The following is a 20,443-nucleotide window of genomic DNA, read 5'->3' on the forward strand; positions in this document are numbered from 1 at the left end:
ATATCCCCGCGGGGTCGGCTTGTTCGCCCCGATCAGGTGACGGTGGTGACATGATGGTCCGATGGGGCAGCCAGAGGATCCGGAGGATTTCCAAGACAGGGCCGCACCCATCGCTCCCCGCGTCCGCGCCGGCACCCTGCTTCTCGCCAACACGGATCTGCTGGAACCCACCTTCCGCCGCAGCGTCATCTACGTCGTCGAGCACAACGACGGGGGCACGCTCGGCGTGGTGTTGAACCGGCCGAGCGAGACGGCCGTCTACAACGTGCTGCCACAGTGGGCGAAGCTGGCCGTCAAGCCGAAGACCATGTTCATCGGTGGTCCGGTCAAGCGCGATGCTGCCCTGTGTCTGGCCACGCTGCGGTCCGGCGTCGACCCCACGGGCGTGCCCGGTCTGCGTCACGTGCAGGGACGCGTCGTGATGGTCGACCTGGACGCCGAGCCGGACTCGCTCGCGCCGGTGGTCGAGGGCGTGCGGATCTTCGCGGGCTACTCAGGCTGGACGATCGGTCAGCTCGAAGGTGAGATCGAGCGTGACGACTGGATTGTGTTGTCCGCGTTGCCGACTGACGTGCTCGTGGAGCCCAAGGTCGATCTGTGGGCCAGGATTCTGCGGCGTCAGCCGATGCCGCTGTCGTTGATGGCGACGCACCCGATCGATCTGAGCCGCAACTAGCCGTCGGAGGATCAGCGGCCGCAGGACAGCGTGCAGGACCCGCAGGCGCTGCCACTTCCGCTGCCACTTCCGCTGCCACCGCCGCATCCACCGACGCTCTGGGCCGCCGCGAGGCGGGCGTTCTCCCGGGCGACGAGCTTGGCGCTCTGCCAGCATCCCGCCGCGACGGTGCCGAGCGCGCCGACGACACAGACGATGAGGACGACCACCGCGGTCGAGGGCCGGGCGGACAACGCGACCACGCCGCCTGCCGCGAGCATCACCGCCGCCGCCAACTGGGTGGGGGCCACGGCGCGCAGCACGTGCTGGACGAAGTCCTCGGAGGGCCGGCGCATCAACGACCATGCGCCGAGGGCCGCGATGACCACGGCCGCGCACAGTGTGACCACAGCGGCTACCAGCATGAGCGACAGAATACGTCGTGTGGAGCGGGTCGCCGTCCCCCGGGCGCCAGGCTTCGCCCGGGGGACGACGTCGCTATCCCTGCAATCCCAACAGCTGTGGCGGGGGGGCCACTGCGGGGACGCCGGGAGCTGGGGGTGCCGCCGCGGGCTGCGGCAGCGGCGGGGTGCCGGGAAGCGGCATGACGGGTGCGGGTCCGGGCACGCTGACCTTGAAGCCGTTGATGATGGCCTCGGTGGCGTCGGCCGCGGCGACGACCTGGTCGACACTGGTGGTGACCGCCAGCGACACCAGGTACCTGTCGGGGCCCGCCGTGGCGATCACGTGCCGCCGCGAGGTGTTCAGGGTCAGGTTGTTCTCGCGGTAGGTGCCTTCGATCAGCGAGGACGGCATGCCGCCGAAGTCGGCGAGCGACGCATCGGTCGAACGCCAGGCCGGCAGCTTCTGGCTGTCGATGAAGCCGTGGCTGATGGCTTCCTTCGGGTCGAACTGCCCGACGAGCTTGTAGACGACCACCTGGGCATTGGACGAGTACAGGCCGTTGCCGCCGACGCGGTCGGCGAGCACGGCGAACGCATCCGGGACATTCGGGTCGGGGATGTGCTCCCAGCCGCGCGGCATCGGCAGGACGATGTTGAGGGCCCGGAAGTCGCGACTGGACTGGGGTTCGAGGGCGACGCCCTTCGAGGCGAAGAACTCGGTGAGGGTGCCCGAGGCCGCCGGGGCGATCGTCGACACCGGTCGTGGCGGCACCGCCGGAGTGCCGACCGCGGCGGGGACGGCCGCGGGGCCGGCGGTGGCGGGAATCACACCGGGCTGAGCCGCCGGTTGCGCCGCCGCATTCGGTGCCACCGTGACCGTCTGGGTCACTGTGGCCGGGGCGGGCAGAACGGGCTGCGGAATCGCCGGCTGGGCGGATGCCGTCGAGGCGGCGACGCCCAGCACCCCTGCGACACCGGCTGCGCATGCACCGATGCCTCCTGCCAGAACCCGCCAGTGGCGGGCGATTTCGCTCATCCGAGTGCAGTCCTTCCATGCTCGGTGGGTCAGGCGAGAAATGTATCCATGCCCTGCGACGGCCCACCAGGGCTGGAACCGACCTGGGACCAACCCCTGATGCATCCGCAACGGAACCGAGACCTGGCCGTGGCCGGGAAATCGGCGAGAGGGGTGCTTATACCCTGGTGGGGTGACTGAAACGCCGACTCCGGCCGGAGCAGAGTCCTCGAGCGAACGCCCGGGCGACGACATGCCCCGGCACCGCTACACCGCCGACCTCGCCGGTGAGATCGAACGGGCGTGGCAGCAGCGGTGGACCGAGTCCGGCACGTTCGACGTCGCGAACCCCGTCGGGACTCTGGCCCCCGCCGACGGCAGCGAGGTACCCGCCGACAAGATGTTCGTGCAGGACATGTTTCCGTATCCGTCCGGCGAGGGCCTGCACGTCGGGCACCCCCTCGGCTACATCGCCACCGACGTCTACGCCCGCTACTACCGGATGACTGGGCGTAATGTGTTGCACGCATTGGGATTCGACGCGTTCGGTCTTCCCGCCGAGCAGTACGCGATCCAGACGGGCACGCATCCGCGTACCAGGACCGAAGCCAACATCGTCAACTTCCGGCGCCAGCTGGGCCGGTTGGGGCTGGGCCACGACTCGCGCCGCAGCTTCTCCACCACCGACGTCGACTTCTACAAGTGGACGCAATGGATCTTCCTGCAGATCTTCAACGCGTGGTTCGACACCGACCAGAACAAGGCGCGCCCCATCGCCGAGCTGATCGCGCAGTTCGAGTCGGGTGCCCGCCCCACGGGCGACGGGCGCTCGTGGGCCGATCTCGACGCCGCGGCGCGCGCTGATCTCGTCGACTCCCACCGCCTGGTGTACCTCGCGGACTCGGTCGTGAACTGGTGCCCTGGCCTGGGCACCGTGCTCGCCAACGAAGAGGTCACCGCCGACGGGCGCAGCGAGCGCGGCAATTTCCCCGTGTTCCGGAAACGCCTGCGGCAGTGGATGATGCGCATCACCGCGTACTCCGACCGGCTGCTGGAAGATCTCGATGTGCTGGACTGGCCGGACAAGGTCAAGACGATGCAGCGCAACTGGATCGGGCGCTCCACCGGCGCCTCGGTCCAGTTCGCCACGGACGCCGGGGACATCGAGGTCTTCACGACGAGACCGGACACGCTGTTCGGCGCGACGTACATCGTGTTGGCGCCCGAGCACGAGCTGGTGGATCAGCTGATCGCACCGGCATGGCCCGAGGGGGTCGACGAACGCTGGACGTTCGGTGCGGCTACGCCCGCGTCCGCGGTGGCCGCCTACCGCACCGCGATCGCTGCGAAATCGGACCTCGAACGCCAGGAGAACAAGTCCAAGACGGGGGTATTCCTCGGCGCATACGCGGTCAATCCTGCCAATGGGCAACAGGTTCCGGTGTTCATCGCCGACTATGTGCTGGCCGGCTACGGCACCGGCGCGATCATGGCCGTCCCCGGCGGCGACCAGCGTGACTGGGACTTTGCCACGGAGTTCGGGCTTCCGATCGTGGAAGTGGTTGCCGGCGGCGACATCTCAGTCGAGGCGTATACCGGCGACGGCCCGCTGGTGAACTCCGGCTTCCTGGACGGCATGGACGTCGCCACGGCCAAGCAGGCGATGACCGACAAGCTGACCGCCGACGGCCGTGGCCGGGCCCGCATCGAATACAAGCTCAGGGACTGGCTTTTCGCTCGGCAACGCTACTGGGGTGAACCGTTCCCGATCGTCTACGACGCCGACGGTCGCGCGCACGGTCTGCCCGAGCAGCTGCTGCCCGTCGAGCTTCCGGACGTGCCCGATTACTCGCCGGTGTCGTTCGACCCCGACGACGCCGACAGCGAGCCCTCCCCGCCGTTGGCGAAGGTCATCGACTGGGTCAACGTCGAACTCGACCTCGGCGACGGCCTCAAGAGCTACACCCGCGACACCAACGTGATGCCGCAGTGGGCCGGCAGCTCCTGGTACGAGCTGCGCTACACCGACCCGTACAACGAAGAAGCTCTGTGCGCCAAGGAGAACGAGGCGTACTGGATGGGTCCGCGGCCCGCCGAGCACGGCCCCGACGACCCGGGTGGCGTCGATCTGTATGTCGGCGGCGTCGAGCACGCCGTGCTACATCTGCTCTATTCGCGGTTCTGGCACAAGGTCCTCTACGACCTCGGGCACGTCAGCTCGCGGGAGCCCTACCGCCGGCTGGTGAACCAGGGGTACATCCAGGCGTTCGCCTACACCGACTCGCGCGGGTCCTACGTGCCGGCGGCGGAGGTCGTCGAGCGGGACGGGAAGTTCTACTGGGGATCGCCGGAGCAGGAGGTCACCCAGGAGTTCGGCAAGATCGGCAAGAGTCTGAAGAACTCGGTGTCGCCCGACGAGATCTGCGACAACTACGGGGCGGACACGCTGCGGGTCTACGAGATGTCGATGGGTCCGCTGGAGGCGTCGCGGCCGTGGGCGACCAAGGATGTCGTCGGTGCGCACCGCTTCCTGCAGCGGGTGTGGCGACTGGTCGTCGACGAGGAGAGCGGGGCGGTCCGCGTCGGCGAGGACGCGATCGACGACGAGACGCAGAGGCTGCTGCATCGCACGATCGCCGGTGCGGCAGACGATTACGCCGCGCTGCGCAACAACACCGCCGCGGCCAAGCTCATCGAGTACACCAACCATCTGACCAAGCAGTCGGTGACGGCCCGGGACGCGCTCGAGCCGCTGGTGCTGATGGTGGCTCCGCTGGCACCGCACCTTGCCGAAGAGCTGTGGCGGCGCCTCGGGCACGAGGGATCGCTCGCGCACGGACCGTTCCCGGTGGCCGATGAGCGGTTCCTGGTCGAGGACACCGTCGAGTACCCGGTTCAGGTCAACGGCAAGGTGCGCGGCCGCGTGACGGTCGCGGCCGACGCCCCCGCCGACGCGGTGGAGGCCGCCGCGCTGGCCGAGGAGAAGGTGGCCGCCTTCCTCGACGGCAGGACGCCGAAGAAGGTCATCGTGGTCCCGGGCCGCCTGGTCAACGTCGTCGTCTGACCCGCCCCTCTGCCCCCGCCCCCGCGCGATTTCGGTGTCGTTGGTCAACCTCAGCGTGACCAACTACACCGAAATCGCGCGGGGCGGAACCGGTTGGGGTGCTGGTGCGTCTGCTCAAGGTGCTCGCCACCATCCGCGCGGCCCTCCGCGCCGCGATTCGGGTGTAGTTGGTCAACGCCAGAGTGACGAACTACACCGAAATCACGCGGGCGGGCGCGGTCGGACGATGACCTCGTGGACGTGCGCGTCGCGGGGTGCGTTTATCGCGTCGGCCGTCACCTGGGCCACCGTCTGGGGGCTGAGGAACTGCTCGGGGTCGTACGCACGGCCTTCGTAGGCGACGAGGTCCTCCTGCATGGCCGTCGCGATGCGCCCCGGGTGCACCGAGGTCACACGCAGCGACGGCTCGTCGGCGCGCAGGGAGTCGGCGAAGCCCCGCAGCGCGAACTTGCTCGCCGAGTAGGACGCCAAGCCGGGCGAGGCGTTGATGCCCGCCCCGGAGTTGATGAACACGACATGCCCGCCGGCGCTGCGTAGCGCCGGCAGCAGCTCGAGCGTCAACGCAACGGCGCCGACGACGTTGACGGCCATCGTGGCCCGCCATTCGTCGACGCTCGACTCCCCGACCCGCGCGGGATATGCGACGCCCGCGTTGTGGATCAGCACGTCGAGCTCGACGATCGGCTCGACGAGCGCGGAGATCGAGTCGGGGTCGGCCAGGTCGACGGGCCAGGTGGTGGCCCCGAGCCGTTCGGCGACGGCATCCAGTCGCGGCGACGGACGTCCGGCCAGAAACAGCGTGTGCGTCGGAGCCAACACGTCGGCAAGGGCGGATCCGAGGCCGCCGGAGGCCCCGGTGATCATGGCGGTCGGCACACCGACGACCCTACCGACCTGCGTGTCGGGCGAAGTCGTCGCATCATGGGGAGACCATGCCCCACGATCCCAGCTTCGCCCCCACGCAATTGGCTGCGCGCGCCGCCTATCTGCTTCGCGGCAACGACCTCGGCGTGATGACGACCGCCGCACCACTGCTCTATCCGCACATGTGGAGCTGGGACGCGGCATTCGTGTCGATCGGCCTCGCGCCGCTGTCGGTGGAACGGGCGGTCGTCGAACTCGACACCCTGCTGTCGGCCCAGTGGCGCAACGGCATGATCCCGCACATCGTCTTCGCCAACGGTGTCGACGGATACTTCCCGGGCCCGGCCCGCTGGGCCTGCTCCTCGTTGACCGACGACGCACCGCGAAACCGCCACACCTCGGGGATCACCCAGCCGCCGGTGCATGCGATCGCGGTGCAGCGGATCCTCGACCATGCGCGAACGCGCGGTCGTTCGACCCGGGCCGTGGCCGAGGCGTTCCTGGACCGACGCTGGGGTGATCTGGTGCGCTGGCACCGCTGGCTGGCCGAGAGCCGGGACCCGAACGGGCACGGCCGGGTCACGCTGTATCACGGCTGGGAGTCCGGAATGGACAACTCGCCGCGCTGGGACAGCGCCTACGCCAACGTGATTCCGGGTGTGGTGCCCGAGTATCAGCGCGAGGACAACAAGATCAACACCGATGCCAGCCAGCGCCCGTCCGACCTGGAGTACGACCGCTACCTCTGGCTGCTCGAGGAGATGAAGGCCGCGCACTACGACGACGAAATACTCTCCAGGACGATGAGTTTCGCGGTGCAGGACGTGTTCGTCTCGGCGATCTTCTCGGTGGCCTGTCAGGTGCTGGCCGAGATCGGGGAGGACCACAAACGGCCGCACGCCGACGTCAAGGACCTCTACGCCTGGGCCGAACGCTTCCGCTCCGGCGTGCTTGCGACCACCGACGAAAGAACCGGTGCGGCAAAGGATTACGACGTCCGCGCGCAGAGGTGGATCGCGACCGAGACCGCTGCGCAGTTCGCTCCCCTGCTGTGCGGGGGACTGCCGCACGAGCGGGAGCGCGCGCTGTTGCGATTGCTGGAGGGTCCGCGCTTCTGTGGCCATCCGGACCTGGCGTACGCACTGATCCCGTCGACGTCGCCGGTGTCCCGGGACTTCCGGCCCCGCGAGTATTGGCGTGGGCCGGTCTGGCCGGTCATGACGTGGCTGTTCGCCTGGTGCTTCGCCCGGCGGGGCTGGGCCGAGCGGGCCGCGACACTGCGGCGCGAAGGACTGCGCCAGGCCAGCGACGGCACCTTCGCCGAGTACTACGAGCCGTTCACCGGTGAACCGCTGGGCAGCATGCAGCAATCGTGGACGGCCGCGGCCGTACTGGACTGGTTGGGCTGAGCCCTATTCGGCGATGCGCTCGAGGGGGGCCAGCGCTTTGTTCAACGCGTCGAGTTCTTCCTCGCTGAGCTTGCTCAGCAGCGCCGCCAGATGGGCCTGCCTGGAGGCCAGCGCTTCCTGATGCTGGGCCAGACCCTGGGGGGTGATGTCGACCAGCACGGCCCGCAGGTCGGACGGGTCGCGATCCCGCTTGACCAGGCCCAACTTCTCAAGCCGGCGAATGGCCACGGTGGTGGTGGGGGTGCGGACGCGCTCGTGGGCGGCCAGCTCGGTCATCCGCATGGGGCCCTGGTCGAACAGGGTGAGCAGAATCGACAACTGGGCCAACGTCAGGTCGCCCGACGTCGCGGTCCGTCCGGTGTGACGCATGACCGACAGCACCTTGGACAGCACGCGCTGCAGTTCGCCAGCAAGCTCGCTGACCCGTGCTTCGGTGGCCACCATAATTCAGTCACTCTAACCTGTCCGATCCTGACAGGTCGGGCGGTCGGCGCTAATCGCGCAAAATTGACGCCCGAGATGGTCTAGAGCACTTGGGCTAGGAATCGGCGCAGACGCTTGGTCTCGGCGCCCTCGAACACCCTCTCGGGCGGCCCTGTTTCGATGACCTGACCGTGGTCCATGAACACGACGGTGTCGGCCGTGGAGCGGGCGAACCCCATCTCGTGGGTGACGACGACCATCGTCATCCCGTCCGCGGCGAGGTCGGCGATCAGCTCCAGCACACCCTTCACCAGCTCGGGATCCAGCGCCGAGGTCGCCTCGTCGAAGAACATCACCTGCGGTGACATCGCCAGTGCCCGCGCGATGGCGACACGTTGCTGCTGTCCCCCCGACAGTGTGGTCGGGCGGACCTCGGCCTTGTGCCGCAGACCGACCCGATCCAGTTGTGCCAGGCCGAGTTCGCGGGCCTGATCGGCGTTGAGCCGCTTCAGTTTGCGCGGGGCCAGGGTGACGTTGTCGAGCACCGTCTTGTGTGGGAACAGCTGAAACTGCTGGAACACCATGCCGATTCGCTGCCGGAGCTCGTCGGGGTCGTCCGCGAGCACCGACCGCCCGTCGAGCAGGATGTCGCCGCGGTCGGGTTCGTGGAGGCGGTTGAGCGTACGCAGCAGCGTGGACTTACCGGAGCCCGACGGTCCGATCACCGCGGTGCTGGATCCGGCGGCGACGTCGAGGTCGACACCGCGCAGGACGGCACTCTTGCCGAACGACAGGTGCAGGTCGGTCGCGCTCAGCGACACCGCCTGGGGTGCGGTGGTCATCAGTTCATCTCCTGAGAGGTGGACAGCACCAGCGGATCTTCTTCGTCGGGACGACGCCCGCGCCGCAGACGCGCGTCGATGAAGTTGACCAGGTGTGTCAGCGGAATGGTCAGCGCGAGATAGAACAGGCCCGCCGCGACCAGCGGGGAGAGATTACCGGTCTGCGCGTTGAGGTCGCGTCCGACTTGGAACAGCTCGCGCTGGTTGGCGATAAGCCCGAGGAAGTACACGAGTGACGACGCCTTCAGCAGCGAGATGAACTGGTTCATCAGGGCGGGCAGTACCCGGCGCACACCCTGCGGAACCACCACGAGCCGCATGGACGTCGAGTAGCTGAAGCCCAGTGCGCGTGAGGCTTCCAGTTGTCCTGGGTCCACGCTCTGGATGCCGGAGCGGAAGATCTCGCCGATGTAGGCCGCGGCCATCAGACCCAGCGCGGCGATGCCGAGCGGGTAGGGGCTGTTGCCCGTGAGGTGGCCGACGACGGGGCCGACACCGAGACCGATCAGCAGGATGATCACGACTTCGGGCAGACCGCGGAAGATGTCGGTGTAGATGCGGGCGGGCCACCGCAGCCACCGGGACTTCGAGATGCCCGCAACCGCGAGCGCCATGCCCAGGATGAGGCCGATGATGCTGGCTGCGACAGTCAGGATCAGTGTGTTCGGTAGCCCGGTGGTCAACAGATCGGGGATCGCTTGTTTGTACAGATCCCAGTCCAGGAACGCCGCCCGCAGTTGTGCCAGTGTGGATTTCGGTTCGACGGGCGTGGCGGGCGCATCGCTTTCCTGGTTGCGTGCAGCGATCGCGTCGAAGTCGGGCAGCTGCGGTTGCGGTGCGGCCTTGGACCCGGGCTTCCACCCGGGCGGCAGCGCGCGCGGCACCCAGTCCGAGTAGAGCCGCGCCCAGGTGCCGTCGGCGATGATGGCGTCGAGGCCCGAGTTGAGCGCGTCGATGAGCGGCCGGTTGTCCGGTGCGACCGCCCACGCGATGAAATTATCGAGGCTGAACGTGTTTTCGATGATCTCGGCGGGATCGCCGGGCTGCACGGTGCCCTGCGCCTGCTGCGACGGGGACACCCAGGCGTCGATCTGTCCCGTCTTGAGGCTGGCGTAGACGGTGTTGTAGTCGGGGAACTTCACCGGCTGCAGCTTCAGCGTGTCGATGACATAGGCCTCCTGCACGGTGCCCTGCACGACGCCGATGCGCTGGCCGTCGGCCAGCTTGTCGAACCCCGTGATCGGGGAACCTTTCGGGACGACCAGCGAGAAGTATCCGAAGTCGTAGCCGTTGGTGAATCCGACGGTGCGGCGGCGGGCGTCGGTGGTGGTGATCGACGACGACCCCACGTCGAACCGGCGCGATGCGACCTGGGCGAGCAGGCCGGAGAACTCGGTGCCCACGAAGTTGACGCGCAACCCCAGGCGGTCGGCGATGGCGCGCAGCAGTTCGTTGTCGAAGCCGGTGAACTGGCCGGTGGAGTCGATGCAGATGCTCGGCGGCGCGTCCGAGAGGGTGCCGACGGTCAGGGTGCCGGGCTGGCTCAGACCGAGGGAGTTCACGTCGATCGAGTCGAGCGGCGCGACGGTCGAGGTCGTGTACTTGTCAGATGCCGGACCGCTGGCTGCGGCGGCCAGGTTGGTCGGCAGGGCGCTGGCGCTGTCCACGCCGGGCGGTGAGCACTGGTCCACCTGCGCACCCGCCGGGGCGGCGAGACCCATCGCCAGGAGGATGCTGATGATCAGCGCGAGAGCGAACGGTTTCACGGTTGGGCGCAGTACCCGCGGGCAGCTCATTTAATGCAACGTAGCGCCCGGCTCGATCGGCGCGGCGGCTTCGGCTCATTCGGAGTGCAAACGCTGCAGCACACCGCGGCGGACCAGTTCGCTGAGCAGGATGTCGGCCATGGTGTCCGCACGCCGGGCGCATGCCGCGCGGGCGGCGTCGCGATCCCGGCTGCCGATCGCGTCCAGCTCGGCCTCATAGGACGGCAGCAGCCGGTCGCGGTGCTCGGCGTAGCACTCCCAGAACGTCTGCGGAATGAACGTCTGGGAGGAGTCGATGGCGGCCTGGAGCCGCGGGCCGGCGTACTCGCCGTTGACCGTCGCGCGGAAGCGCTTGGCGTGTGCGTCGAACTGCCGCGCATCGCGCCCGGACCGCATCTGGGCGACCTCGCCGTCGAGCTCGGCGATGATCGTCGGATCGCCCGCCGTGGCCGCCCGCCCCGATGCCATGCCACTGAGGAGGCCGTAGAGCTCGTGGTGTTCGCGCACCGCGGATTCGTCGAACCGCTCGACGTAGGCCCCGCGGTGATAGCGCGTCGACAGGATCCCGTCATGCTCGAGCTGGACGACGGCCTCCTGGATCGGCACCCTGCTCAGCCCCAGCTCGCGTGCGATCTCGTTGCGGTCCAGGCGATCTCCGGAGCGGAGCTTACCGGTCAGCACCAAATTAACCACGTGTGAGACCACGAGGTCCTTTTCCTTCACCCCATACTTCTTGGGCATGGCGGCGACAGTCTCTCACGCTGCCCGCGGGGCGCACGGTGGTTCTGCGACTTTAGGCGTCGCCTCCGCGGCGGCTGTCGCGCCAGCGGCACAGGATCTCGGCCTGCGACAGGTCGTAGTCGGGGCCGTTGACGCCGACCGTGAACATCGAGATGCCCAGTGCGGCCAGTTCTTCGGCGTTGGCGACGAGGTCGTCCTCGGTGCGTCCCTTGGCCTCTGCCGAGCGCTCGATCGTAGCCGGGTCGCGGCCGACGTCGGCGCAGTGACCGGCGAGGATCTCCGACTTGCGCGGATAGCTGTCGGTGTCGGAGAAGGAATGCCAGATGTGTGCGTGCTGGGCCACCATCCGCAGGGTCTTCTTCTCGCCGCCGCCGCCGATGAGCACGGGGATGTCGCGGACGGGCTGCGGGTTCAGCTTGGCGAATCGGGATTCGATCCGGGGCAGCGCCGCGGCCAGATCATCGAGTCTGCTGCCCGCCGTGCCGAACTCGTAGCCGTACTCGTCGTAGTCCTTCTGCTTCCAGCCGGAGCCGATGCCGAGGATGAGCCGGCCGTCGGAGAGGTGGTCGACCGTGCGGGCCATGTCGGCGAGCAGCTCGGGGTTGCGGTAGGAGTTGCAGGTGACCAGCGCGCCGATTTCGATGCGCGAGGTCTGCTCGGCCCACGCGCCCAACATCGTCCAGCATTCGAAGTGCGCGCCGTCCGGATCGCCGTACAGCGGAAAGAAGTGGTCCCAGTTGAAGACCACGTCGACGCCGAGGTCCTCACAGCGGCGCACGGCGTCGTGCATGAGGTCGTAGCGGGGCGCGTGCTGTGGCTGGAGCTGGACGCCGATGCGGACGGGAAAGCTCGGTGCTGAGGTCATACCCGAGCGTAGCCACCCGCGAGACCACACAAACGCGCGTCACCACCGCACTACACGCCGATCTGGCCACCGCTCTTCCACACCGCCACCACGGACGGGCGCGCCGTTCCGTTGCCACCCTCGGGCCAGCGCGACTGCGGGCTGTCGAGGCTGTTCTCGTCGTTCTCGCCGGGGTGCTGCACGCACACGGTCACCAGGTCGTCGGTGATCACGGGACCGCAGGTCTCCGCGCCGAGCGGGACAGTCAGGAACTGCTTGGTCTCGCCGCGGTTCGGTCCGTCCAGCGCTACGGCGAACAGGCCGTCGTTGGAGTCCAGCGCATTGCCGTCGGTCGAGATCCACAGGTTGCCGTGGCTGTCGAAGGCCAGGTTGTCGGGACACGAGATGGGGCTGACCTTGGTCTTGTCGAATCCGCCGTAATAGGTGTCGGCGGCCGCGGGGTCGCCGCAGACCAGCAGCAGGTCCCAGGTGAAGTCCGTGCCCGCGTGATTGTCGGTGATCTCGAGGACCTGGCCACTCTTGTTGTCGTTGCGGGGGTTTGCCGCATCGACGGGCGCCTCGCCGTCGGCGCCGCGCTTGCTGTTGTTGGTCAGTGCCACGTAGACCTTGCCGGTCTTCGGGTTGGCTTCGAAGTCCTCCGGTCGGTCCATCTTGGTGGCGCCGGCCTTGTCGGCGGCCATGCGGGTGAACACCGCGACTTCCTGTGCGGTGATGCCGTCGACCAGCGATTCGGACTGCCCGTCGGGCCCCGAGCGCAGCAGCGGGATCCACGTGCCGGTGCCGGCGAACGACCCCTTCGCGGGAAGCTTGCCCGAGCCGTCGATCTCGCCGGCGGGGATGTCGCTCGACAGCTTGGCGACATACAGCGTGCCCTCGTCGAGGATGGCCAGGTTGTTGGCCATGGCTGCCGCGTCGGTCCCCGGCTGCATCTTCCTGCTGGAGACGAACTTGTACATGTAGTCGAAGCGCTCGTCGTCGCCCGTGTAGGCCACCACGGTGCCGTCGTCGGTGACGTAGATGTTGGCGCCCTCGTGCTTGAAACGGCCCATCGCGGAGTGCTTCACCGGGGTGGAGTCGGGGTCCCACGGGTTGAGCTCCACGATGTAGCCGAAACGGTTGACCTCGTTGGGCGTCTCGGCCAGATCGAAGCGTGGGTCGAAGGTCTCCCACAGCAGTTCCGACGGCTCGAGGGCGACGCCGTAGCGGTCGTGACGGTCGGCGTCGACGGGATTGGGTGCCGGTGATCCTTCTGCGGCACCGAAGTAGCTGTGGAAGTTCTCCTCGCCGGAAAGCACAGTGCCCCAGGGTGTTACACCACCGGCACAGTTGGCGATCGTGCCGAGCACGGTGCGGCCCTCGGGGTCGGCCTGGGTCTTGACGAAGTCGGTCCCGGCCGCCGGGCCGGTCAGGGTGAACGGGCTGTCGGCGGTGATGCGCCGGTTGTACCGACCCATGACGGGACGCAGGCCGCCTTCGGGGGTGCGTTCGACCTCGACGACGCCCATGCCCATGGAGGCGATCTCGACGTCGAACTGGTCGCGGGTCGGGGCGCCGGCCTTGTAGCCGGGGAACATGAATTGCGGTGTCGCGTATTCGAAGTTCGTGACGAGCAGGTAGTGGCCGGACCGGCCGGGGATCGGCAGCAGCCCGGCGAAGTCGTTGTTGAAGCCGAACTGGCCGCGCTGGGAGGCGCCGGTCTGTTTGGTGACGTCGAACTTCGGGGCGTCCGGAAGGATGGGATCGCCCCAGCTGATCACCACGCCCTGCTGGTAGCCGTCGGCGGTGACCACGGCGTCCTCGCTGTTGGGCGCCACCGAGGCGAAGTTCATGCCGGCGGGCGGCTGGGCCGGCGCGGCCGAGGACGACGTCGTCGGTGCGGGCGTGGAGTTGTTGGAGCAGGCGGCCAGTGCCGAGCCCGCGCCGACGGCCAGGACTGCGACGCCGCCGGCTTGCAGGATGGAGCGCCGCGACATGGCCTTGGCGATGTCGCCGAAGTACTCGTTGTCGCTCTTGTTGGGGACTGGCTTCGAGCACGCGTTCCCGCACTTGTGAACACAGGTGACGTGCTGTCGCTTCGACTTCCCGTTGTGGCTGACGAGCAGGTTGAGCGGCACAAGCGCCATGGCTTCGGATTCCTTCCGGCAGAAACTCCGGCCGGGGGCTGGGCGGCCGGGATTCGCGAGAAGTTACGGCAAGTGGGCTAGCAGGAGGCAAGCAACAGGTGAACAGCCGTCGACGCGCTACGCCCGGCCGCCGCCGCGCACCCTGTGCAGGAAACTCCCTGTATTTGCTCCGAGGCGACGGCGGCGCGTTGTATGGTCGGCGTCGGGACTTTCGGGAGGGTCAATTATGGCGAAGCATCGCGTCAAAGGTCGGCTGAACAACGGTGATCAGGCGGGCCGCCGCGCGTCTGACCTGCCGGTGCGTCAGTGGCTCAAACTCGGCGCTGCATCCGCGGGCATGGGCGCTGCATTGCTGGGCTACTCGTTGATGGGCCCCGGGACGGGCACCGCCTCAGCCGACACGACCAACGAGACGTCGTCCTCCCAGCCGGCGGGTTCCGCCGCGGATTCCTCCGCGCCCGGTTCTGACCGCGACGCCGATGCTTCCGTCGGGGATGACCGCGACTCCGACCCGGCTCCCGAACAGGACGCGGCCGCAGAGGCAGAAGACGCAGAGGCAGAAGACGCAGAGGCAGAAGACGCGGCTGACACCGAGGCCGAGGCCGAGGCCGAGGCCGAAGCTGCCGACGCAGAGGCCGCGGACGCGGACGACTCCGCCCCCGCGGCCGACACCACGGACGACACGGTGGTCTCCGCGGACACCGACGATGCGGAGTCCGACACCGACTCAGCGACGGACGGCGATGCAGCGGCGCGCAGTACGGCGAATCTGACGAGTGCCACGACCGCGGCCGACGCGCCGGCCGAGCCGGTGCCCGCGCCGCCGTGGCTGGCTCCGCGGCGGACGTACGCCGAGGTCGTCGCCGATGTCATCGACCGTTGGACCGCGCGCACCGAGGCGAGGATCGAATCGCTGTCGGTCGACGACGAGACGAAAGCTCGGATGCTGGCCGACTTCCTGGCGATGCGCCGCAGTCTGTTCAATCAGGCGCCCACCGTCGCCCCGGTTCAACTCACGGGCCTGCTCACCGGCGCGATCACAGGTCGCGTCGGCGCCGAGGACGCCGACGGCGACGAGATCGTCTATCGCATCCTGAGGGGTCCCCGGCTGGGGTCGCTGGTTCTGAACGACGACGGCACCTACACCTACACCCCGGGCGAAGGTTTCGACGGCGTCGACACCTTCCTCGTCCGTGCCGTCGATGTGGGCCCGCATCTGAACCTGCTCAACATCTTCCGGCCGATCGGCACCCGCGCCTCCAACCTCATCAATCAGGACGCCATCAGGTTCGAGTTCAGTTTCGTCGGCGACGACTGGACTGAGGAACGCCGCGCGGCGCTCGCCGAGGTGGCCCGCAATATGCAGGAGTACTTCCGCGTCGAGCGGCCGGTCACCCTGACCTACGACGTGGACCTCGAGGACCCCAACGACCCGGACCGCGGTCTTGCGTCGGCGAGCAGCGATTACATCTCGAAACTGCCGGGGTATTGGCAGACCGTGGTCCAACACAAACTGCTGACCGGGCGCGACGCCAACGGCTCGAAGGCCGACGGCAACATCACGTGGAACTTCGCCGACCACCAGTGGGGACTCGACGACGTCTCGGCTGAGGAGTACGACTTCGTGTCGACCGCGATCCACGAACTGATGCACTCCTTCGGATTCCTGTCGTCGCTCGACGAGCCGGGAGAGAACAGGGACCGCGCCCGCACAGAGTTCGATCGCCACATCGTGACTGCCCGGGGCACACGACCGTTCGGCGCGTTCGCGTCGTGGTCTTCCCGCAACGATCCGAAACTGGTCGGGGAGGACGGCGGCCTGTACTTCGGCGGTCGCAATGCCATCGCTGCCTACGGCGGGCTGGTTCCGTTGTTCACCCCGGATCCGTGGGACGGGGGTAGCTCGCTGCATCATCTCGACGACTTCACGTTCACCGGGGACAACCAGCAGATCATGAATGCCAAGACGGGTATGGGCCTGGTAACGCGCGTCTTCAGTGACTTCGAGCTCGGCATCTTCCGCGACCTCGGTTACATCGCGGTGATGCCCGAGACTCCGCCCTACGCAGCAGGTTTCGTCGGCCTGGTGTTCCTACTGCGCAGGCGGCGCAGCGCGGGTGATTCCGCGCCGCGCGACTGACAAACGCCGACCCCACTCCAATCCCGACTGATTGCATAAGGACCCTCATGGCGAAGCACCGTGCTGTGCGCACTCCCCGTGATCTTCCCGTACGGCGATGGCTGAAGCTCACCGCCGCCTCGGCGGGCATGGGTGCGGCGATGCTGGGCTATTCCTTGCTCGGCGCTCCGACAGGTACGGCGACCGCCGACACCGGGACGGAGACGTCGTCGTCGGCGGAAAGTCCGAAAGAGACCCGAGAGAGTGCCACCGCGACCGGTGCCACAGACAGCGACGCCGCAGCCACCCAGGACGCCGTGAGCTCAGCCGACAGCAGCGGCAGTGACGACGCTGACGAGAGCGATGACACCGACGACACCCCTGACGCTTCGGACGAGATCGAGGGCGACGGGGGCGCCGAACAGGATGCTGTCTCCGAAGAGGACACCGACTTCACCGGCGGCGAAGACGAGGAGAGTTCGGAGGCAACGGGTTCCGACGCCCCCACGGCGGTGAGTCAGGGCTCCGTCGATCCCGACGATGCGTCGACGACAGCGGACTCCGCATACCGGAGGGCCACTGCTGCGACGACACTCGAGGAGCCAAACGATGTTCCGGTTCCTGCTCCGCCGTGGCTGGCGCCTCGACGCTCCTACGACGAGGTCGTTGCCGACGTGATCGCCCGGTGGACGTCGCGGACCCAGGCCAGGATCGAGGCGTTGTCGGTCGACGAGGAGACCAAGGCGAGACTGCTCGCGAACTTCGTGGCGATGCGTCGGGCCTTCTTCAACCAGGCGCCCACTGTGGCGCCGGTGCAACTGACAGGCTTGCTCACCGGGGCGATCACGGGGCAGGTACGGGCTCAAGACGCCGACGGTGACGAGATCGTCTACCGCATCCTGCGGGGTCCTCGTTCCGGAACGGTGGTGCTCAATGACGACGGCACATACACCTACACGCCCGGCGAGGGGTTCGACGGCGTCGACACGTTCTTCGTCAGAGCTGTCGACGTCGGGGCACATGTCAACCTGCTCAACCTCTTCCGCCCGGTCGGCACCAGGGCGACGAACCTGATCAATCAGAACGCGATCAGGTTCGAGTTCAGCTACACCGGCGAGGATTGGACGCAGGAGCGTCAGCAGGCTCTGGAAGAGGTGGCCCGCAGCCTGCAGGAGTACTTCCGCGTCGAGAAGCCCGTCACGCTCACCTACACGGTCGGTATCGACCCCAATCCGAAGAACCTGGCCTCGGCCGGCAGCGACGCGATTTCGGAGCTGCCAGGCTTCTGGCCCACCGTGGTGCAGCACAAACTGTTGACCGGACGAGATGCCAACGGTGACGAAGCCGACGGCGACATCCTGTGGAACTGGGCCGACAGCGACTGGGAACTCGGCACGGACGTGTCCGCCGACGAGTACGACTTCGTCTCCGTGGCCATCCACGAACTCATGCACTCGTTCGGGTTCGGCGCCACCCTGGCCGCGCCGGGGGAGAATCGCGGATCGCACCGCGAGACGTACGACCGGTTCATCGTCACCGCAACCGGCGTCAGCCCGCTGGTGGGTGGCTTCTGGATCGCGCGGCACGATCCGAAGCTCCTCGGCGAGGACGGCGGCCTGTACTGGGGTGGCCGCAACGCGGTCGCCGCCTACGGGGGGCTGATTCCGCTGCGGACGACCTCGGTATGGGGTGGGGGAAGCTCGATCTCGCACCTGGAGGACGACGTCTTCGCCGGGGACGATCAGAAGATCATGAACTCCGGGACGGACGCCGGGCCGGCGCCGCGCGTCTTCAGTGACTTCGAGCTCGGGATGTTCCGCGACCTCGGCTACATCGTGGTGATGCCCGAAACTCCGCCCTACGCTGCAGGTTTCGTTGGCCTGGTGTTCCTGCTGCGCAGGCGGCGCAGCGACAAGGTGGCCGCGAGCTAGGAGTCGAGCACACCGCGCAGCAGTTTCACCAGCGCGAGCGGCTGGTCGCTCTGCACGGAGTGTCCTGAGTTCTCGACGATCTGCACCCGCTGGAAACCGGGTGCCGTTCGCGCGAATTCGGCGGCATCGTCATCGTTGACGAAGAACGAGTTGGCGCCGCGGATCAGCGTGGTGGGGGTGGAGAGCTTGGGCACGTCGTCCCACAGGCCTTCGAAACCCTCGCCCTTGCGAATGCTGTCGTAACGCCACGTCCACGTCCCGTCCTCGAGACGCTTGGCGTTGTGGAACACGCCCCGCCGCAACGATTCCCGGTCCCGGTGCGGCGCTGCGGCGACCGTCACGTCCAGCATCGCGTCGAAGGTCGGGAACGTGCGCTCGCCCTGGACGAGCGCGACGGTGCCCTTCTGCGCGTCGGTCATCTCGGTATGGCGTTCGGGTGCCGAGGGCGTCACGTCGACCAGCACCAGCCGGCGGACGAGCTCCGGCGCCGCGACCGCCAGACGCAGCGCGGTCAGCCCGCCCAGCGACATCCCGACCACGAGCTCGGCGTCGGGGGCGAGTGCGCGCACCACCGGCTCCACCGCCTCGGCATTGAGCTTGGGTCCGTAGTCACCGTCCTCGCGCCACCCCGACCGTCCGTGTCCCGGGAGGTCCAGGGACAGCGCGGGTTCGCCGAGGCCCAGGATCACGGTGTCCCAGGTGTGCGCGTTCTGGCCGCCGCCGTGCAGGAAGACCACCCGGGGGGCGTCGTCGCCGAACTTCAACCCGCTCACCGGGCCGACGTCGACCCGGGCGACCGCCGGCAGGTCACCGGTCACGCCCGCCTGGCGCGCGTTCTCCTTGAGAAAGATGAACTCGGACAGGCTGGCCAGCTCGTCATCGGCGTCGTCCATGGTGCGACAGTACGCACCGCCGATAATGAGGTGCGCTATCAGGTGCGGTGTGCCACGGTCGGAGAGTGCCAGCCACCCAGAAGGATCTGACGTTCCGCAGTGCCGAGGGCGACGATTGGTCGGCGATGGCCCTGGTCGCCGCGACCGGATTCGGGGAGTGGCCGTCCCCCGAGACGATGGAGGTGTGGCGGTCGCTGGTCCCGACCGACGGCGCGGTGGTCGCCTGCGATGGCGACGACGTGGTGGGTGGCGCACTGTTCCTCGATCTGCAGCTGACAGTGCCCGGCGGCGCGGTGCTGCCGATGGCCGGGGTGTCCTGGGTGGCGGTCGCGCCGACGCACCGGCGGCGAGGCGCCCTGCGGGGGATGTTCACCGAATTGCACAGTCGCATGGGCGATTACCCGATCGCCGGGCTCGAGGCCAGCGAGGCCGAGATCTATGGACGCTTCGGCTACGGCGCCGCGACGGTCTGGCAGGACCTGGTCGTCGACCGGGAGCGGGCGCGGTTTCATCCGGACGTCCCGGACCCGGGCGGTGTCCGGGTGGTGCGGGCTGCCGAACATCGCGCACAACTTGAGGACATCTACGAACGTTGGCGGCTGCAGACCCCGGGCGGGCTGCACACCCCGCCGCGGCTGTGGGACGAGGTCCTCGCCGACCGGGAGTCGTCGCGTGGCGGCGGCAGCGCGTACTTCTGTCTGCTGCACCCCGACGGCTTCGTGATGTACCGCGTGCACAGCGGCGAACGGAAAGACCAGGCGAGGATCACCAAGCTGGCCGCGGTGACGCCCGAGGCCGCCGTCGCGTTGTGGCGGGTGCTGCTCGGGCTGGACCTGATGCAGACCGTCAGCATCGAGACGCACCCGGGCAATACGCTGCCGTACCTGCTCACCGACCCTCGGCTGGTGCGGAGCACAGGTGCCCGCGACGGGCTGTGGCTGCGGATGCTCGACATCCCGGCGGTCCTCGGGGCGCGCACCTACTCCGCGGATCTCGATGTCGTGGTTGAGGTTTCGGACGCCGTTCTCGGTGGCGGCGGTAAGTTCGCCGTCGAGATGAGGCGAGGGGGACGCGCAGACTGCACCCCGACCGACGCCCCGGCCGACGTGTCTCTCGACCTGTCCGTGCTCGGCAGCCTGTACCTGGGCACCCACCGGGCCTCGGCATTCGCGACCGCGCACCGGCTGCGCTGCGAGGACCCGGCGACGGTCACTGCGCTCGACGCCGCATTCGCCTCCGCTGTTCCCGCCGAACTCGGCTTCGCCTTCTAGTCTCCAACGCCGAATTGCCCTGTTACAGAGCTGCTCTGGTCAGCCTGGCTGGGCACGG

General features: G+C 68.1%; 16 protein-coding genes. 6 read left to right on the forward strand and 10 right to left on the reverse strand.

Going from position 1 to position 20,443, the window contains the following annotated elements:
* The first annotated feature begins 61 nt into the window (after nucleotides 1-61).
* Complete coding sequence (locus FHR72_RS02490; protein WP_183466310.1) at nucleotides 62-676, forward strand: YqgE/AlgH family protein; 615 nt, start codon at nucleotides 62-64, stop codon at nucleotides 674-676.
* An 11-nt stretch (nucleotides 677-687) separates the two neighbouring features.
* Here the strand turns inward: FHR72_RS02490 and FHR72_RS02495 are convergent, their stop codons facing one another.
* Both FHR72_RS02495 and FHR72_RS02500 read right to left on the reverse strand, forming a co-directional pair.
* A complete protein-coding gene (locus FHR72_RS02495) occupies nucleotides 688-1,080 on the reverse strand; it encodes a hypothetical protein (RefSeq protein ID WP_183466311.1) in 393 nt (130 codons plus the stop codon).
* Between the two features lie 73 nt (nucleotides 1,081-1,153).
* Complete coding sequence (locus FHR72_RS02500) at nucleotides 1,154-2,095, reverse strand: LpqN/LpqT family lipoprotein (protein WP_183466312.1); 942 nt, start codon at nucleotides 2,093-2,095, stop codon at nucleotides 1,154-1,156.
* 232 nt (nucleotides 2,096-2,327) lie between these two features.
* On the opposite strand from FHR72_RS02500, the gene leuS reads away from it, so the two are divergent.
* Nucleotides 2,328-5,138, forward strand: coding sequence for a leucine--tRNA ligase (gene leuS, locus FHR72_RS02505; protein ID WP_183466579.1), 2,811 nt, complete (start codon nucleotides 2,328-2,330; stop codon nucleotides 5,136-5,138).
* A gap of 201 nt (nucleotides 5,139-5,339) precedes the next feature.
* Here leuS and FHR72_RS02510 read toward each other — a convergent pair whose 3' ends face one another.
* Nucleotides 5,340-6,014, reverse strand: a complete 675-nt coding sequence (locus FHR72_RS02510; RefSeq protein ID WP_183466313.1) for an SDR family oxidoreductase — start codon at nucleotides 6,012-6,014, stop codon at nucleotides 5,340-5,342.
* A 56-nt stretch (nucleotides 6,015-6,070) separates the two neighbouring features.
* On the opposite strand from FHR72_RS02510, the gene ggh reads away from it, so the two are divergent.
* Nucleotides 6,071-7,411, forward strand: a complete 1,341-nt coding sequence (gene ggh / locus FHR72_RS02515) for a glucosylglycerate hydrolase (RefSeq protein ID WP_183466314.1) — start codon at nucleotides 6,071-6,073, stop codon at nucleotides 7,409-7,411.
* Nucleotides 7,412-7,414: 3 nt separating this feature from the next.
* On the opposite strand, the gene FHR72_RS02520 is transcribed toward ggh, so the two are convergent.
* From FHR72_RS02520 to FHR72_RS02545, 6 genes are all read right to left on the reverse strand, one after another.
* Nucleotides 7,415-7,855: a MarR family winged helix-turn-helix transcriptional regulator gene (locus FHR72_RS02520; RefSeq protein WP_183466315.1), complete on the reverse strand. Its 441-nt coding sequence runs from the start codon at nucleotides 7,853-7,855 to the stop codon at nucleotides 7,415-7,417.
* Between the two features lie 80 nt (nucleotides 7,856-7,935).
* Nucleotides 7,936-8,676: an amino acid ABC transporter ATP-binding protein gene (locus tag FHR72_RS02525; RefSeq protein WP_183466316.1), complete on the reverse strand. Its 741-nt coding sequence runs from the start codon at nucleotides 8,674-8,676 to the stop codon at nucleotides 7,936-7,938.
* Nucleotides 8,676-10,472 carry an ABC transporter substrate-binding protein/permease gene (locus FHR72_RS02530; protein WP_183466317.1) on the reverse strand — a complete coding sequence of 599 codons (1,797 nt, stop codon included), beginning with the start codon at nucleotides 10,470-10,472 and terminating at the stop codon, nucleotides 8,676-8,678. The genes FHR72_RS02525 and FHR72_RS02530 overlap by 1 nt, the downstream gene beginning before the upstream one ends.
* A 45-nt stretch (nucleotides 10,473-10,517) precedes the next feature.
* Nucleotides 10,518-11,183 carry a GntR family transcriptional regulator gene (locus tag FHR72_RS02535; protein ID WP_183466318.1) on the reverse strand — a complete coding sequence of 222 codons (666 nt, stop codon included), beginning with the start codon at nucleotides 11,181-11,183 and terminating at the stop codon, nucleotides 10,518-10,520.
* A gap of 52 nt (nucleotides 11,184-11,235) precedes the next feature.
* Entirely contained in the window at nucleotides 11,236-12,048 is an 813-nt protein-coding gene (locus tag FHR72_RS02540; protein WP_183466319.1) for an LLM class F420-dependent oxidoreductase, read from the reverse strand.
* Nucleotides 12,049-12,098: 50 nt separating this feature from the next.
* Complete coding sequence (locus FHR72_RS02545; protein WP_183466320.1) at nucleotides 12,099-14,171, reverse strand: PhoX family protein; 2,073 nt, start codon at nucleotides 14,169-14,171, stop codon at nucleotides 12,099-12,101.
* A gap of 226 nt (nucleotides 14,172-14,397) precedes the next feature.
* Between FHR72_RS02545 and FHR72_RS02550 the strand changes: the two genes are divergently transcribed.
* Both FHR72_RS02550 and FHR72_RS02555 read left to right on the forward strand, forming a co-directional pair.
* Nucleotides 14,398-16,311, forward strand: coding sequence for an Ig-like domain-containing protein (locus FHR72_RS02550; RefSeq protein ID WP_183466321.1), 1,914 nt, complete (start codon nucleotides 14,398-14,400; stop codon nucleotides 16,309-16,311).
* A 47-nt stretch (nucleotides 16,312-16,358) separates the two neighbouring features.
* Complete coding sequence (locus tag FHR72_RS02555; RefSeq protein WP_183466322.1) at nucleotides 16,359-18,221, forward strand: Ig-like domain-containing protein; 1,863 nt, start codon at nucleotides 16,359-16,361, stop codon at nucleotides 18,219-18,221.
* On the opposite strand, the gene FHR72_RS02560 is transcribed toward FHR72_RS02555, so the two are convergent.
* Nucleotides 18,218-19,114 carry an Rv0045c family esterase gene (locus FHR72_RS02560; protein ID WP_183466323.1) on the reverse strand — a complete coding sequence of 299 codons (897 nt, stop codon included), beginning with the start codon at nucleotides 19,112-19,114 and terminating at the stop codon, nucleotides 18,218-18,220. The two genes, FHR72_RS02555 and FHR72_RS02560, sit on opposite strands and share 4 nt — an antisense overlap.
* 65 nt (nucleotides 19,115-19,179) lie before the next feature.
* Between FHR72_RS02560 and FHR72_RS02565 the strand changes: the two genes are divergently transcribed.
* Nucleotides 19,180-20,385 (forward strand): enhanced intracellular survival protein Eis, encoded by a 1,206-nt coding sequence (locus tag FHR72_RS02565; RefSeq protein ID WP_183466324.1) that lies wholly within the window; start codon nucleotides 19,180-19,182, stop codon nucleotides 20,383-20,385.
* Nucleotides 20,386-20,443 lie beyond the last annotated feature (58 nt).

It is taken from the genome of Mycolicibacterium iranicum (assembly GCF_014190915.1).
Classification (GTDB): Bacteria; Actinomycetota; Actinomycetes; order Mycobacteriales; family Mycobacteriaceae; genus Mycobacterium; species Mycobacterium iranicum_B.